12 protein-coding genes are annotated in these 15423 nt (G+C 60.3%); 9 read left to right on the forward strand and 3 right to left on the reverse strand.

Going from position 1 to position 15423, the window contains the following annotated elements; translation table 11 throughout:
• Positions 1 to 153 precede the first annotated feature (153 nt).
• From rimP to truB, 6 genes are all read left to right on the forward strand, one after another.
• Entirely contained in the window at positions 154 to 747 is a 594-nt protein-coding gene (gene rimP, locus CHH27_RS21585; RefSeq protein WP_094073423.1) for a ribosome maturation factor RimP, read from the forward strand.
• Between the two features lie 75 nt (positions 748 to 822).
• Positions 823 to 2475: a transcription termination factor NusA gene (nusA, locus tag CHH27_RS21590; protein ID WP_094073424.1), complete on the forward strand. Its 1653-nt coding sequence runs from the start codon at positions 823 to 825 to the stop codon at positions 2473 to 2475.
• 132 nt (positions 2476 to 2607) lie between these two features.
• Positions 2608 to 3243, forward strand: coding sequence for an RNA-binding protein (locus CHH27_RS21595; protein WP_094073425.1), 636 nt, complete (start codon positions 2608 to 2610; stop codon positions 3241 to 3243).
• A gap of 29 nt (positions 3244 to 3272) precedes the next feature.
• Positions 3273 to 6020 carry a translation initiation factor IF-2 gene (gene infB, locus CHH27_RS21600; RefSeq protein ID WP_247646143.1) on the forward strand — a complete coding sequence of 916 codons (2748 nt, stop codon included), beginning with the start codon at positions 3273 to 3275 and terminating at the stop codon, positions 6018 to 6020.
• Between the two features lie 202 nt (positions 6021 to 6222).
• Positions 6223 to 6630, forward strand: a complete 408-nt coding sequence (gene rbfA / locus CHH27_RS21605; protein ID WP_094074925.1) for a 30S ribosome-binding factor RbfA — start codon at positions 6223 to 6225, stop codon at positions 6628 to 6630.
• Positions 6631 to 6826: 196 nt separating this feature from the next.
• Positions 6827 to 7771, forward strand: a complete 945-nt coding sequence (truB, locus tag CHH27_RS21610; RefSeq protein WP_094073427.1) for a tRNA pseudouridine(55) synthase TruB — start codon at positions 6827 to 6829, stop codon at positions 7769 to 7771.
• On the opposite strand, the gene CHH27_RS21615 is transcribed toward truB, so the two are convergent.
• A complete protein-coding gene (locus CHH27_RS21615) occupies positions 7762 to 8445 on the reverse strand; it encodes a phosphatase PAP2 family protein (RefSeq protein WP_157739032.1) in 684 nt (227 codons plus the stop codon). The two genes, truB and CHH27_RS21615, sit on opposite strands and share 10 nt — an antisense overlap.
• An 84-nt stretch (positions 8446 to 8529) precedes the next feature.
• Between CHH27_RS21615 and CHH27_RS21620 the strand changes: the two genes are divergently transcribed.
• The gene (locus tag CHH27_RS21620) at positions 8530 to 8862 is read left to right on the forward strand and encodes a helix-turn-helix domain-containing protein (RefSeq protein ID WP_094073429.1); all 333 of its coding nucleotides are present in this window, start codon (positions 8530 to 8532) and stop codon (positions 8860 to 8862) included.
• Positions 8863 to 8965: 103 nt separating this feature from the next.
• On the opposite strand, the gene CHH27_RS21625 is transcribed toward CHH27_RS21620, so the two are convergent.
• A complete protein-coding gene (locus tag CHH27_RS21625) occupies positions 8966 to 9415 on the reverse strand; it encodes a hypothetical protein (protein WP_157739033.1) in 450 nt (149 codons plus the stop codon).
• A 281-nt stretch (positions 9416 to 9696) separates the two neighbouring features.
• Here CHH27_RS21625 and rpsO point away from each other — a divergent pair, with 281 nt between their 5' ends.
• Both rpsO and pnp read left to right on the forward strand, forming a co-directional pair.
• Positions 9697 to 9966, forward strand: a complete 270-nt coding sequence (rpsO, locus tag CHH27_RS21630; RefSeq protein WP_094073431.1) for a 30S ribosomal protein S15 — start codon at positions 9697 to 9699, stop codon at positions 9964 to 9966.
• A 320-nt stretch (positions 9967 to 10286) separates the two neighbouring features.
• Positions 10287 to 12422, forward strand: coding sequence for a polyribonucleotide nucleotidyltransferase (gene pnp, locus CHH27_RS21635; RefSeq protein ID WP_094074926.1), 2136 nt, complete (start codon positions 10287 to 10289; stop codon positions 12420 to 12422).
• A 72-nt stretch (positions 12423 to 12494) separates the two neighbouring features.
• Here the strand turns inward: pnp and CHH27_RS21640 are convergent, their stop codons facing one another.
• On the reverse strand, positions 12495 to 15248 hold the full coding sequence (locus CHH27_RS21640; RefSeq protein ID WP_157739034.1) for an EAL domain-containing protein: 2754 nt from the start codon (positions 15246 to 15248) through the stop codon (positions 12495 to 12497).
• Between the last annotated feature and the right edge of the window lie 175 nt (positions 15249 to 15423).

The raw sequence follows: 15423 nt of genomic DNA on the forward strand, positions 1-15423 counted from the left end.
CAAGCAGTTGAGAGTGGGCCCGCCGGGGACCCGCTCTTTTTTGTTTAGGGCATGGCCGGAAACAAACAACCTCGAGCAGGATTGCCCTATGTAAATCGTTGATCAGGCACATCTGATGCTCAAAGCCGGCAACGGCTGAACCAGGAGCCAAGTGTGAGCGCACACGAACCGAGAATTGTGACGGAACAGGGCCTTGACGCCCGTGTTGCCGCGATTGTGGAGCCGGTCATCGAGGACCTCGGCTACCGGCTTGTGCGTACGAAGATCAGCGCGGCAAACGGCTGCACGCTGCAGATCATGGCAGAACGTCCCGATGGCACCATGACCGTCGAGGACTGTGAAACGATTTCGCGGGCGGTCTCTCCGGCGCTTGACGTTGAGGATCCGATCAACCGGGCGTATCATCTGGAAGTTTCCTCTCCCGGGATTGACCGACCGCTGGTGCGCGCCGGCGACTTCAACCGTTGGGCAGGCCACGAGCTGAAGGTCGAGATGACCGTCATGCAGGATGGCCGCAAGCGGTTCCGGGGTACCTTGCTTGGCGCGGAAGACGGCACGGCGAAACTGCGCCTGCCGGACGTCAAGGAAGGTGAAGACGACACCGTCGACCTGCCTCTTAACGATATTGGCGAAGCCAGGCTGGTCTTGACGGACGATTTGATTACCGCAGCTCTTCAGGCGGAAAAGGCGGCTCTAGCCGTGCGCGAAAGCGAGGATGAGCTGCTGCAGGACAACAAGCCCAACTGAGCTCTGTGCTCGGCGGCAAAGGAAGAAACGCGCCACGAACGACTGACGTGACCCTTGGCGCAAGAGGAGTGGAATATGGCAATCAGCGCGAACCGGCTGGAACTGCTGCAAATCGCTGACGCGGTCGCACGCGAGAAATCGATCGACCGGATGATCGTCATCAACGCGATGGAAGACGCGATCCAGAAAGCGGCCCGCTCCCGCTATGGTACGGAAACGGAAGTCCGGGCCGAGATCAATCCGAAAACCGGCGAGATCCGGCTGCAGCGCCTGTTACAGGTTGTCGAACACGTGGAAAACATCTCCACGGAGATTTCCCTGACCGACGCGCAGGCGCGCAACCCGGAAGCCGGTCTCGGCGACTTCATCGCAGAACCGCTGCCGCCGCTCGATTTTGGCCGTATTGCAGCCCAGTCTGCCAAGCAGGTCATCGTGCAGAAGGTGCGCGAAGCCGAGCGTGACCGCCAGTACGAAGAATTCAAGGATCGCGTCGGCGAAGTCATCAACGGTGTCGTCAAGCGCGCCGAATACGGCAATGTCATTGTCGATCTCGGCCGCGGCGAAGGCATCGTGCGCCGGGACGAGCTGATCCCGCGCGAAATCTTCCGCACCGGTGACCGCATCCGTGCCTTCATCTATGACGTGCGCCGCGAACAGCGCGGTCCGCAGATCTTTCTGTCGCGCACCCATCCGCAGTTCATGGCCAAGCTCTTTGCCCAGGAAGTTCCGGAAATCTATGACGGTGTCATCGAGATCAAATCTGTAGCCCGCGACCCGGGCTCCCGTGCAAAGATTGCCGTGATTTCCAAGGACAGCTCCATCGATCCGGTTGGTGCCTGTGTCGGTATGCGCGGCAGCCGCGTCCAGGCTGTTGTCGGCGAGCTGCAGGGCGAGAAGATCGACATCATTCCGTGGAACGACGAAGCCGCGACCTTCATCGTCAACGCGTTGCAGCCGGCCGAGGTTGCCAAGGTCGTTCTCGACGAGGATGCCGAGCGTATTGAAGTCGTCGTTCCGGACGACCAGCTGTCGCTTGCAATCGGCCGCCGTGGCCAGAACGTGCGTCTGGCGTCTCAGCTGACCGGCTGGGCCATCGACATCATGACCGAGCAGGAAGAATCCGAACGTCGTCAGAAGGAATTCCTGGACCGTTCGCAGTTGTTCATGGAAGCGCTCAACGTCGACGAGATGGTTGGTCAGCTGCTGGCGACCGAAGGCTTCACCTCGGTTGAGGAAGTCGCCTATGTCGAGATCGAGGAAATCTCGATGATCGAGGGCTTCGACGACGACACCGCTGTCGAGATCCAGGCCCGTGCCCGCGACTACCTGAGCGAACTGGAAGCGAAACTCGACGAGGAGCGCATCGAACTTGGCGTCTCCGACGATCTTCGCTCGATTGACGGGCTGACCACGGCTATGCTTGTGGCTCTCGGCAAGGACGACATAAAGTCGATGGAAGACCTGGCGGGCTGTGCAGCGGACGATCTTGTCGGCTGGACGGAGCGCAAGGACGGCGAGACCAAACGCTTTGAAGGGGCGCTGTCGGATTTCGACATGTCCCGCGCAGAGGCGGAAAATGTCGTGATGGCGGCCCGTCTGGCGGCTGGCTGGATCACGGAAGAAGAACTTGCCGCTCAGGCGGCCGAGCTGGAAGGTGACGAGGACGACGTCGAGGTCGTGGAAGTTGCCGAGGAAGAAGCGCCGGCTGGTGCGATCTTGAACGGATAAGTCAAGACGTGCAGGCCTGCGGGCACCATCTTCCGCTCTTGCGGAAGAAGGAGCTCCGGCAAGTGCGTTAGGCCAGTACCGCAGCCGTCCTGCACAAAGCAGGCCGGCCGGTTGGTCCGAAGGAGTGGCAGCGTGCCGAGGAAGAACGAGCCGACCGAACGGCAATGCGCCGTGACGAGGGAGGTTCAACCCGTCAGTTCGCTGATCCGGTTTGTGCTTGACCCGGAAGGTCAGGTGGTTCCGGATCTGAAGCGGGTGCTTCCGGGGCGCGGTGTTTGGGTGACGGCTGCGAAAGATGTCGTGGCCGTGGCCGAAAAAGACCGGAAGAAGGTATTCGGTAGGGGGTTCAAGACAGAAGCCCGTGTCGAACCTGGACTGGCAGAGCGGGTCGATGCGCTCATGGAACGGTCTGCGCTTCAGGCGCTCTCCATGACGCGAAAGGCCGGCGAACTGGTCACCGGTCACGCGAAGGTTGAAGCGGCTCTGCGGCGGGACACCGTCACCGGGCTGATCCATGCCTCGGACGCTGCAGAGGACGGGGTAAGGAAGCTGGCAGCTGTTGTTGCCGGCACTGAGGAACTGGCAAACGGATGCCAAATCGTCCGTTTGTTCGATTCGGACCAATTGGATTTGGCATTGGGCCGGTCAAATGTGATACATGCTGCACTGCTTGCGGGGCAGGCCAGCGAAAACTTTTTGTCACGGGTGCGTGACCTGGAGCGTTTTCGCGGTTATTCCGTGGCACACGGCGACAAAGGCAGCGTCTGAAAAGGTGGCTGCGCAGGACTGAAGGCAATATGAGCGATACGAAGAATCCAGGCGACAAGACAATCAGCGTTGAGCGTGGCAAGACGCTTGGCCTCAAGCGGGGCGGTGGCGATCAGGGAACTGTTCGGCAGTCGTTTTCGCATGGCCGGTCAAAGGCCGTCGTCGTGGAAAAGAAAAAGCGCCGTGTCGTGATCCCGGGACAGGAGCCGAAACCGGAAGCTCCCGCACCGACGACCCAGCGTCTGGAACGGCCGGCTGAAGCTCCGCGCAAACCGCACCAGCCTGATCCGCAGGCCGCAAAGCAGGCACGCCGCTCCGCGTCCGGCCAGCGCCAGAAGGGCAATGGCAACGTGCTTCGCACCCTGACCAAGGAAGAAGCGGCTGCCCGCGCAGCAGCTCTCCAGATGGCCAAGGTCCGCGACGAGGAAGACCGCGTTCGCCGGGCGGAAGAAGAAAAGCGCCGTGCCGCTGAAGCTGCGCAGCGTCAGGCCGAAGAAGAAGCCCGCGCCAAGGTGGAAGCCGAAGAGCGTGCCAAGCGCGAGGCTGAAGAAGCCAAGGCAGCCGCCGAAGCCGCGAAAGCGGCCCCGGCTGCAGAGGAAGCCAAGGCTCCGGCCGAAGCCGCTCCCGCTGCCAAGGCGGCTGCGCCTCAACGCCAGGAGACGAGAAAACCGGCCATTCGCAAGCCTGCGCATGCCGATGGCGGACGCCCGCCGAGCCTCGACAACATGGGCAAGCGCAAGGAAGCTCCTGCTCCGGCCCGTCCGAAGCCGGAAACCCGCGAGGGTGCCACGTCCGCGGACGATCGCAACAAGGGCGGCCTGCGTGCCGTCAAGCGGCCGAAACAGGCTCCGGCCCCGACCACGCGTCCGCGTGGCGGCGACGACCGGCGCCGGTCCAAGCTGACGATTTCTGCTGCCACCGGTGGTGATGACGGCCAGCGGGCACGCTCGCTTGCCTCCATGCGCCGCCGCCAGGAAAAGGCCAAGCGCGGTCAGCAGCAGGTGGTTCGCGAGAAAATTTCCCGTGAAGTCACGCTGCCGGAAGCGATCACCATTCAGGAACTCGCCAACCGCATGGCCGAGCGCGCTGTTGATGTGATCAAACTGCTGATGAAGCAGGGCCAGATGCTCAAGATCAACGACGTCATCGACGCCGACACGGCCGAGCTGATCGCCGAAGAGATGGGCCACACGGTCAAGCGTGTTTCCGAAGCCGACGTTGAAGAAGGCCTGTTCACCACCGAGGATGACGAGGGCACCCTGAAGCCGCGGCCGCCGGTCGTGACCATCATGGGCCACGTCGACCACGGCAAGACCTCGCTGCTCGACTCGATCCGCAAGTCCAAGGTTGTCACCGGCGAAGCCGGCGGCATCACGCAGCATATCGGCGCCTATCAGGTCGATCAGGATGGTCAGAAGATCACCTTCATCGATACGCCGGGTCACGCAGCCTTCTCGCAGATGCGTGCCCGCGGTGCCAAGTCGACGGATATCGTGATACTCGTGGTTGCTGCCGACGATGGCGTCATGCCGCAGACCAAGGAAGCGATCGCCCACGCCAAGGCGGCCGATGCGCCGATCATCGTGGCGATCAACAAGATCGACAAGCCGGGCGCAGATCCGAACCGGGTCCGCACCGAACTCCTGAGTGAGGAACTCGTCGTCGAATCCATGGGCGGCGACATCATCGATGTCGAGGTTTCGGCCCTGAACGGCACCAACCTGGACAAGCTGCTGGAGATGATCCTGCTGCAGTCCGAGGTTCTTGAGCTTCAGGCCAATCCGGACCGCACTGCGGAAGGTGTTGTCATCGAGGCCCAGCTCGACCGTGGCCGGGGTCCGGTTGCGACCGTGCTGGTGCAGAAGGGCACGCTGAAGCCGGGTGACATCCTGGTGGCCGGTTCCGAATGGGGCCGTGTCCGCGCCATGCTCGACGAGAACGGCGAACAGGTGAAGGAAGCCGGTCCGTCCAAGCCGGTCGAGGTTCTGGGCTTCCAGGGCACTCCGGCGGCAGGCGACCTGGTTGCGGTCGTGGAAAACGAAGCCCGCGCCCGTGAAATCACCGACTACCGCCAGCGTCAGATCCGCGAAAAGGCCTCCGTGGTTGCCTCTGCAGCACGCGGATCGCTCGAGCAGATGATGATGAGCGCGCAGAACACGGGCCGGAAGGAATTCCCGCTGGTTCTGAAAGCGGACGTGCAGGGCTCGGCGGAAGCCATCGCCCACGCGCTCAACGAACTCGGCAACGAGGAAGTTGGCGCACGCATCCTGCTGTCGGGTGTCGGTGGCATCACCGAGAGCGACATCACCCTGGCATCGGCCTCCAATGCGCCGATCCTCGGCTTCAACGTGCGTGCCAACAAGCAGGCGCGTGAAGCAGCCAGCCGCGATGGTATCGAGATCCGTTACTACAACGTGATCTACGACCTCGTGGACGACATCAAGTCGGCCATGTCCGGCCTGCTGTCGCCGGAGCGGCGCGAGACCTTCCTCGGCAATGCGGAGATCAAGGAAATCTTCCACATCTCCAAGGTCGGCAAGGTTGCAGGCTGTCTGGTCACCGAAGGTGTTGTCGAACGCGGTGCCAATGTGCGCCTCATTCGCGACGACGTGGTCATCCACGAGGGCGAACTGGGCACGCTCAAGCGCTTCAAGGACGAGGTCAAGTCCGTCGAATCCGGTCAGGAATGCGGCATGAACTTCGTCAAGTACCAGGACATGCGTCCGGGCGACATCATCGAGTGTTTCCGCGTCGAGCAGATTGCAAGAACGCTCTGACAACTCGGCCTGCTTACGTCATTTCGAACCTGCATGCGGCACCGCCGCATGCAGGTTCGGAAACCAGATATGAGGGCGCGCGAAAGCGCGCTCTTTTTCTAATTGGACGCGCTGTTCGCGCGGCATGATACGCTGGGGTCCGGATCTGTCTGCAGCCTGCGCTGCACTTGTCCGGAATGACGGCGGTCAAAGGACAACAACAATGGCAAAACATCACGGACAGGACAGCCGTGGTCCGTCGCAGCGCCAGCTCAAGGTTGGCGAAACGGTGCGCAAGGAGCTGTCCGACATTCTGACACGCGGCCGGTTTTCCGATCCGGATCTGGATGGGGTCATCATCACCATCCCCGAAGTGCGCATGACGCCGGATCTGCGTCTTGCCACCTGTCTGGTGATGCCGCTCGGCGGCAAGGACGCGGAGAAGGTGGAAAAGGCACTCAACCGCAGCGCCAAGTATCTGCGTGGCCAGGTGTCCCGGCGCCTGACCATGAAATACATGCCCGACCTGCGTTTCGTGCTCGACACCCGTTTCGACGACGACGACCGCATCGGCACCCTGCTGCATTCTCCGGAAGTCGCCCGCGACCTGGACGCGGACGAAGAAGACTAGGGGCCGCGAGGCAACTCGGGCCTCGCCCTATTGATTGTCATCCCCGCGAAGGCGGGGATCCAGTAAACACAGACGCTGGCTTGTGTCACCGGATGAACCGCAAGTGCTGGGGCTACTGGGTCCCGGTCTCTCGCTGTGCTCGAACCGGGATGACAAGCTGAAGGGTCTGAATGCCAGTCAACAATAAAGCGAACCCATGGCACGGCAGAAACAGGTCAAACGCAAGAAAAACGCCATCAATGGCTGGCTGGTGCTGGACAAGCCCTACGGCATCACCTCCAACGAGGCCCTCGGCAAGATCAAGCGGATCTTTTCGCCGCAAAAGGTCGGGCATGCCGGTACGCTTGATCCGCGCGCCTCGGGGCTGCTGCCGGTGGCTTTTGGCGAGGCGACCAAGACCGTTCCTTTTGTCATGGATGGCCGCAAGGTCTACCGCTTCGAGGTGACCTGGGGCACGGAAACCAACACCGACGACACGGAAGGTGAGGTTATCGCGACCTCGGATGTGCGTCCGGATGCCCCGTCCATTTCCGATGTGCTTGGCGAGTTTGTCGGCACGATCATGCAGGTGCCGCCGAAATTCTCCGCCATCAAGATTGCCGGGGAACGGGCCTATGATCTTGCCCGTGACGGCGAAGAGGTCGAGCTGGAAGCCCGGCCCATCGACGTGCACCGGCTGGACCTGGTGGAGTGTCCGGATGAAAACCGCGCTGTTTTTGAAGCCGAATGCGGCAAGGGAACCTATGTGCGGGCCCTTGCCCGTGACCTTGGTCGCCGTCTCGGCACCTGTGGTCATGTCACGGAACTGCGCCGTCTGCTGGTCGGCCCGTTTGGCGAGGAAGACCTGGTCGAATTCGAGGACCTGGTGGACGCAGCTGAGGAGCAGGAAGAGGGAGCAGGCGTCGAGGCGCTGGTCTCCGAGTTCATTCTTCCCGTGCGCGATGCCATGGATGCCTTGGTCGAAGTGCCGGTCTCGCTCGACGATGCCGCCAAGATCCGCAAGGGCATGGCTGTCCTGCTGCGCGGGCGCGATGCGCCGCTCAACACCGATGTGGCCTTCGCCAGTCACGCCGATGTGCCCGTCGCCATCGGCTCGGTAGAGAAGGGCAGGTTCCAGCCGAGCCGGGTGTTTCACCTCTGATGTGACGCCGGTGGCAGCGAACGGAAACCGCGCAGGACCTGGAAGGCGATGGCACTACCCAGCAGAGCACCCGCCAGCATGTCTGAAAGCCAGTGAACGTCACCGCTGATGCCGAAAACGGTGGCAAGGGCTATCCAGCCAATCCAGACCCAGCACAATCGGGCAATCCAGATGTTGGGTGTGAGTTTGGCGAGGACGATTGCCACAGCGGTGTTTGTCGCCATGTGACCCGATGGCCAACCTTCGATCAGGCTGAGAACACCGTTTCTGAGAAAGCCGAACTCGAACTGCAGTGACCTGGCAAGGACGGAATGCGGGATCAGGGCTTCCGGGTGCAGCCGAGACGTAAACCCTTTCAGGAGTGAGACGGCAATCAGCGAAGCCAGGAAGGCTGCGAGAGTGGCCTTGGCCAGTCGCATTTCAGTGCTCACGGCACAGGCGGCAGGCACAAGAAACGGAACCGCCAGACCGGCCAGCATGGCAGGTGCCGACCAAAACAGCGAAAAAGTCGGGTCCTGCAGCCGGGCGACCTCGTTGGCGGTTGCATCCCAGCCTGCCCGGGACAATGCAAGGGTGATCAGGGCCCCGGACGCTATGGCCAGCAAGACGGGAAAACTCAGCAATCCCGCGCGAACAAGCTGCCAGAGCGTGGGCGGGGAGGAAAGAGCCTGCATTGTCATCTCCGCTGATTGACGATGACGCCCAAGTATGTCCATGAAAACGGAAAGGGCAACTAGTCACATTCAGTGGAGATAGTCATGAAAATCATACCATTGGCGCCCGATCCGGAAGCCGGCTGTCCCGTCACCCACTGTCTTTCGAAGATCGGAGGCAAGTGGAAACCGGTGATCTTGTTCTGTATTTGCAATGGGATTAACCGCTTTGGCGCCCTGCAGCGTGCGGTGCCAAACATCACCAAGCAGATGCTGACCAAGCAACTCCGGGAACTGGAAGCCGATGGACTGATCTCGCGCACCGTTTTTCCTGAAGTTCCCCCACGTGTGGACTATGCCCTGACGGAGCGTGGGCTGTCCGTGTTGCCGGTGATCGAGGCGATGAAAGCCTGGGGAGAGGCGGACAAAAGAAGATAAAAACTGGAGTTGCGAGCTTTCTGTAGACACTGTTGGAGCGGGCGAAAATGGCGTTCTGTTTCGACAGGTCTGATCCGCCAGGAAACTGGCGGAGCCGATTTCTCTAATCCATGTACTTCTCGAAGAAGCTGCTGAACTCGCGATACTTGCCCAAACCAACGGTTTCGAATTCATCTTTGCCACGTGCCTTTTCAACGCCAATCAGGCCGAGGGCCTTGTTGATGCCCCCTTCGGTCACGTCGAAACGTCGGACGCCGTTTTCGTAAACAGTGGCAAACTGTTCCCCCACACCGCCAAAATAATCTGTCTCGACGAGCGCAAACTTTGTGATGCCCAGTCGCCTGGCGAATTCCTGCGTCGTAGCGCTGTCATGCATCATATCGGAGTAGGATTCGTACGCTTTACCATGCTTGTTTTCCCAATAGTCGGAATGGGAGTAGTGGAGCGGTATGATGGCAAAACCGGCGTTTATCAGGACTGGTAAGTCCAGTCTTTTGGCTTGCTCGTTGTCAATCGGCAACGGACAAATGATCGCGTGAATATGGTGCCCCATAAGGAATATCCGCTTTATAGATTGAACCCGGAACCTAACAGCTCTGTTGCTTTTGACAATGCGTATCGGCTTTGGGGTGACAACTTCAGTGCCAACTCAAAATTCCCTAGCTTTTCCCTGCGTTTTCTGCCATATACCGCCGCCATTGGGTACTAAGGCCCAATTCGTCCGGGAAGATCCTTTGCTGACCGACATCTCGGCTCTGGAGACATCCGGATCAGGCCTACGGGCAGTTCAACGCGTCCGGTCAACGGACCTCCACTCTTTGAAAGGAAAGAGCGATGTCGATTACTGCAGAGCGCAAAGCTGAGCTCATCAAGGAATACGCGACCAAAGAAGGCGACACCGGCTCTCCGGAAGTCCAGATCGCGATCCTGACCGAGCGCATCAACAACCTGACCGAACACTTCAAGGGTCACGGCAAGGACAACCACTCCCGCCGCGGTCTTCTGAAGATGGTTGCGCAGCGCCGGTCCCTTCTGGACTACACGCGCGGCAAGAGCGAAGAGCGTTACAAGACGCTCATCGAACGTCTTGGCATTCGCCGCTAAGATCGCAGACCTTCAAAACGCGGTGGGCCTGTCCCGCCGCGTTTTTCTTTGGGAAGACGCGTCGCGAAGCCGATCACACGTTTCGCAGCGTAATTCCGAACTGGAGCGTTTCCATTTGGAAGCAAACGCTCTATAGAAGCCTCGTGACATGTCATGGGGCAGGATTGCCAGCTTCTTTCAATCGCTTTTGGAAAGCAGCTTGTTGTCTTGCCCGTGACCTGTCCGCCGGTAACCGGCCCATCCGGGGCCGACCGGGAATGTGCCCGATCACCAAGCCGTACCGAAAGCGGCCAGTCCGGGCAAAGCTGTAAGGACAGATGATGTTTGACATTCATCGTGTAGAAGTCGAGTGGGGCGGACGTCCGCTTATCCTCGAAACGGGCAAGGTTGCCCGCCAAGCCGATGGCGCCGTCATGGCGACCTATGGCGAAACCAAAGTGCTGGCAACGGTTGTCTCCGCAAAGGAACCGAGGCCGGGCCAGGATTTCTTTCCGCTGACCGTGAACTACCAGGAAAAGGCCTATGCCGCCGGTAAGATTCCGGGAGGCTTTTTCAAGCGTGAAGGCCGTCCGTCCGAGCACGAGACGCTGACCTCCCGCCTGATCGACCGTCCGATCCGTCCGCTCTTTGCCGATGGCTACAAGAACGACACCCAGGTGGTCATCACCGTTCTCTCCCACGATCTGGAGAACGCACCGGACATCCTGGCCATGGTTGCCTCTTCCGCAGCCCTGACCCTGTCCGGCGTTCCGTTCATGGGCCCGATCGGTGGCGCCCGCGTCGGTTACATCAACGGCGAATATGTCCTGAACCCGCTGGTTGACGATATGCCGGAATCCTCCCTGGATCTGGTTGTTGCCGGCACCACCGACGCTGTTCTGATGGTCGAATCCGAAGCCAAGGAACTGGACGAAGACACCATGCTCGGCGCGGTGATGTTCGGCCACAAGGGCTTCCAGCCGGTGATCGACGCCATCATCAAGCTGGCCGAGACCGCTGCCAAGGAACCGCGTGAACTGGTCCTGCCGGATCACTCCGCTCTCTTTGCCAAGATCAAGGACATGGTCGCCGGTGAAGTTGCCGAGGCCTACAAGATCACGTCCAAGACCGAGCGCAAGAACGCGGTTGATGCGGCCAAGGCCAAGGTTGTCGAAGCCCTGATCACCAACGCCGCTGAAGGCGAAGCAGTCGAAGCCAACGTTCTGGGCGAGCAGTTCAAGAAGCTGGAAGCGGAAATCGTCCGTGGCAGCATCCTGGACACCGGCTCCCGCATCGATGGCCGCGACCTGTCCACCGTTCGCGCGATCACGTCCGAAGTCGGCATTCTGCCGCGCGCCCACGGCTCGTCGCTGTTCACCCGCGGTGAGACCCAGGGTCTGGTCGTGTCCACGCTGGGCACCGGCGAAGACGAGCAGTTCGTCGACCTGCTTGAAGGCACCGTCAAGGCGCACTTCATGCTGCACTACAATTTCCCGCCCTACTCCGTCGGTGAAACCGGCCGTATGGGTTCCCCGGGACGCCGCGAGATCGGCCACGGCAAGCTGGCCTGGCGTGCGATCAACCCGATGATGCCGGCGCATCATGAATTCCCGTACACCGTCCGCGTTGTCTCCGAGATCACCGAATCCAACGGCTCGTCTTCCATGGCGACCGTCTGCGGCACCTCGCTGGCGCTGATGGATGCCGGTGTACCGCTGAAGTCGCCGGTGGCCGGTATCGCCATGGGTCTGATCAAGGAAGGCGACCGCTTCGCTGTCCTGTCCGACATTCTGGGTGACGAAGATCACCTCGGCGACATGGACTTCAAGGTGGCCGGTTCCGAAAACGGCATCACTGCGCTGCAGATGGACATCAAGATCGACGGTATCACCGAAGAGATCATGAAGGTTGCTCTCGGCCAGGCCAAGGACGGTCGGATCCACATCCTGGGTGAAATGGCGAATGCCATCACCGAGGCACGGTCCGAGCTTGGCGAACACGCGCCGCGCATCGAAATGATGAAGATCCCGGTCGACAAGATCCGTGAAGTCATCGGTTCCGGCGGCAAGGTCATTCGCGAAATCGTCGAAAAGACCGGCGCCAAGGTCAACATCGAAGACGACGGCACCGTCAAGATCGCCTCGTCCGACGGCAAGGCCATCAAGGCCGCCGTCAACTGGATCAACTCCATTGCCGCTGAGCCGGAAGTGGGTGTGATCTACGAAGGCACTGTCGTGAAATGCGTTGATTTCGGCGCGTTCGTGAACTTCTTCGGTGCCAAGGACGGCCTGGTACACATTTCCCAGCTCGCTCCGCGCAAGGTTGCCAAGGTCACCGACGTGGTCAAGGAAGGCGACAAGGTCTGGGTCAAGCTGATGGGCTTCGACGAGCGTGGCAAGGTACGCCTGTCCATGAAGGTCGTTGACCAGGAGACCGGCCAGGAAATCGAGAAGAAGGAACGCGAAGACGCTGAATAAGCGCGCGTTTCACAAGAACCGGAAACGGGGCCCTGCGTGGCCCCGTTTTTGTTTCTGGGCCTGTGGGGGCTGTCAGCCGGCCTGGGCTGCCACGGCGTCAACGCCGTTCATGTTGGCGAGAAACCGGTGGAAGTCGACACCGGACATCGGTTTGCCGAGGCTGTAGCCCTGTATCAGGGCGCAGCCGAAAGCGTGGATCAGGTCGCACTGCGCCAGGGTTTCTGCGCCCTCGCAGACAACATCAATACCGAGCGACGCAGCCATCGAGATGATTGCCTTGACCAGGGCCTGGCCGTCCTGGTCGCGTTCCAGACCCATGATGAAGGACCTGTCGATCTTCAGCGTGTCAATCGGCAGACGTTTCAGGTAGCTGAGCGACGAGTAGCCGGTGCCGAAGTCGTCCAGCGAGATCTTCACGCCCAGAGAGCTGATGGCGTCCAGGATCTCGATCGGATCGACCCGCTGGTCCTCGAACATCACGCTTTCAGTGACTTCGAGCTGCAACCGGGTCGGATCCATTTCCATTTCTTCCAGGATCGCGGTGACACGATCGACAAAACTGTCATCCCGGCATTGGCGGGGCGAGATATTCACGCTGATGCCGTCCAGCTGCAGGCCGTTGCGGTTGCAGGAGTGGAAGAAGGCGCAGGCTTCCCTCAGGACCCATTCGCCAAGCGGAACGATCAGGCCGCAATCTTCCGCGACCTTGATGAATTCGGTGGGCGGTACGGTGCCCAGGTGGGGATCGGTCCAGCGCGCCAGGCTTTCACAGCTGACGACCCGTTTTTTGGAATAGTCGACAATCGGCTGATAATTCAGGTGCAGTTCGCCATTTTCAATGGCGCGGCGCAGAGATACCTCGATCTGCCCGGCGCGCGCTGTCTGCTCGTTCATGCGTGTGGCAAAGAAGCGATAACTGGACCCGCTGTCGGCCTTGGCCTGGTACATGCTGGTATCGGCCTGCAGCAGCAGTGCTTCGTCGTCATCTCCGTCGTGAGGAGCAACGGTGATGCCCAGACTGCCGGCCATGACGGCCTGAAAGCCGGTTTCGAGATCGATCGGTTCACCAACCGCACTCAAGATATCGCGAGCGACCTGCTCGATTTGCCAGCGGTCCTTCTGATCTGTCAGGATGATGGCAAATTCGTCCCCTCCCATCCGGGCAACGGTCTGGTCCGGTCCTAGCAGACACGTCAGCCGCTTGGCGATGGTTTCAATGACGAGGTCGCCGGCCCTGGGACCGTAGGTCTCGTTAACGGTCTTGAACCGGTCGAGGTCGAGGATCAGCAGGGCGATTTTTTCGCCATGATGTTTGCAGCGCTGAACCGCCTGATGAAGCCTGTCCATCAGGAGGCGCCGGTTTGGCAATCCGGTCAGGATGTCGAAATTGGCATTCTTGGTCGCCAGTTCTTCCTGATGCTTGCGTTCGCTGATATCCGTGATGGTGGCGTAATAGGCACGTTCGCCGCGCCATTCCGTCAACCGAACATGCTGTTCGAACCAGACGATCTGTCCGTCCTTGCGGATGCCTTTGACTTCATAGGCCCTGGGCGCACCGCCACTTTTGCGCAGATTGTAGTAGCTGCGCAGGCGGCTGTGTTCCTCTGGCGCAAAGATCACCAGGGTTGGCGAATCGACAAGCTGCTTCGGATCACCGCTTTCATAACCCAGCATCTGCAGCAGGGCATCATTGACATACAGGATCCGGTGATTGGCATGCACCAGCACACCATGCATCGACCCGTCGATCATGTCCTTGAACTGGGCGTCACGATCGCGCACGGATTCAAAGGCTGCCTGGAACATGGAGGACAGTTTGTTGAACTCGGAAATCAGCCCCGGTGTTGGCGGCGACACCAGCCGATCCTGCCTGAGGCTCATGGCGTAGGTGAGCAGACGGCCGAGACCCGCTGTCGTGATCCGGTTCACCAGAAGGGCGGCGACAATCGCAAGGACCCCGGTATAGAGCAGAAACGGGGTGAACAGCCGGGTGTAGGTCTCTTCGACCTTTTGCATGGTATCGACAGGTTGTTTGACGATCGCGGCCATCATGTGCCCGTCGAGCCCATGCATCAGCGGCGCCAGCACATAAAGGTGATTGTCCTGGAGCATGTAGCTGACCGTGTCCGGCGTTTTCGTGAGATGCCCCGGGAGAATTTCCGTCGTCAGGTCGCCCAGGCCTGCAATAACATGATCGTCGTGATAGATGGCCAGATCGTCCACCTTCAGGATTTTGGCCAGCACACCAGGCAGCGTGTAGGAATCCGTGACGGACGTTCCGCCGTAGATCTTCCCGAGAGCCTGGCCGGTCTCCGGATCAAGGACCGGTGTCGACAGGGCGGCGGTCACTTCAACCGGATCTGAATCGTGATCGGCATAGTTCACCCAGATATCCGGCGGCATGGCTGCGCGGACATTGTGGGGCAGCTGGTTGCGGATATCGATGAGGCCCAGGCTGCCATTGACCCAACCGGGTTCGTCCGGATGGTCAATCAGCAAGATGTCGAGCACCGCGCTCGTCAGGCCTTCCGAAGCCCGGTCCATGATCTCTTTCGCTGCGGCCTTGTCGTTGTTCCTGAGCGCCTCGCGAATATTCGGATCCGCGGCAATCATGCGTATCTGGGTTTCAAGGCGATCGAGGTGCTGCGTGAACGCCAGCCGGGTGAGTGTGGCCTTGGATTTGGCGCTGCGCGCAATTTCGTATTCTGCGATGGAAAGGGAGCCGAGATAGGTTATCCAGAACAGGGCGATCGCCGTGCCGATCAGGCCGAAGGCAAACAAGGCCATTACAAGCCGGCTGAAAGGTATGGCGAAACGGGCTTTCAACGAAGCGCTCCCGGGCGGTCCATCAATGCGGCAACGGTTTGGGGGTGAAGACGGCTTGAGCTTTCTTCAATCTCCAATCGCCGTCTGCGAGGCAGGGTTTCAGGGCCGATGATTGAAACGTGCATAGTCGCTGAACTTCAACTCCTGCGAAACCATCCAAAGTGTATCGGGCCGG

The sequence above is a fragment of the Labrenzia sp. VG12 genome (assembly GCF_002237595.1).
GTDB lineage: Bacteria > Pseudomonadota > Alphaproteobacteria > Rhizobiales > Stappiaceae > Roseibium.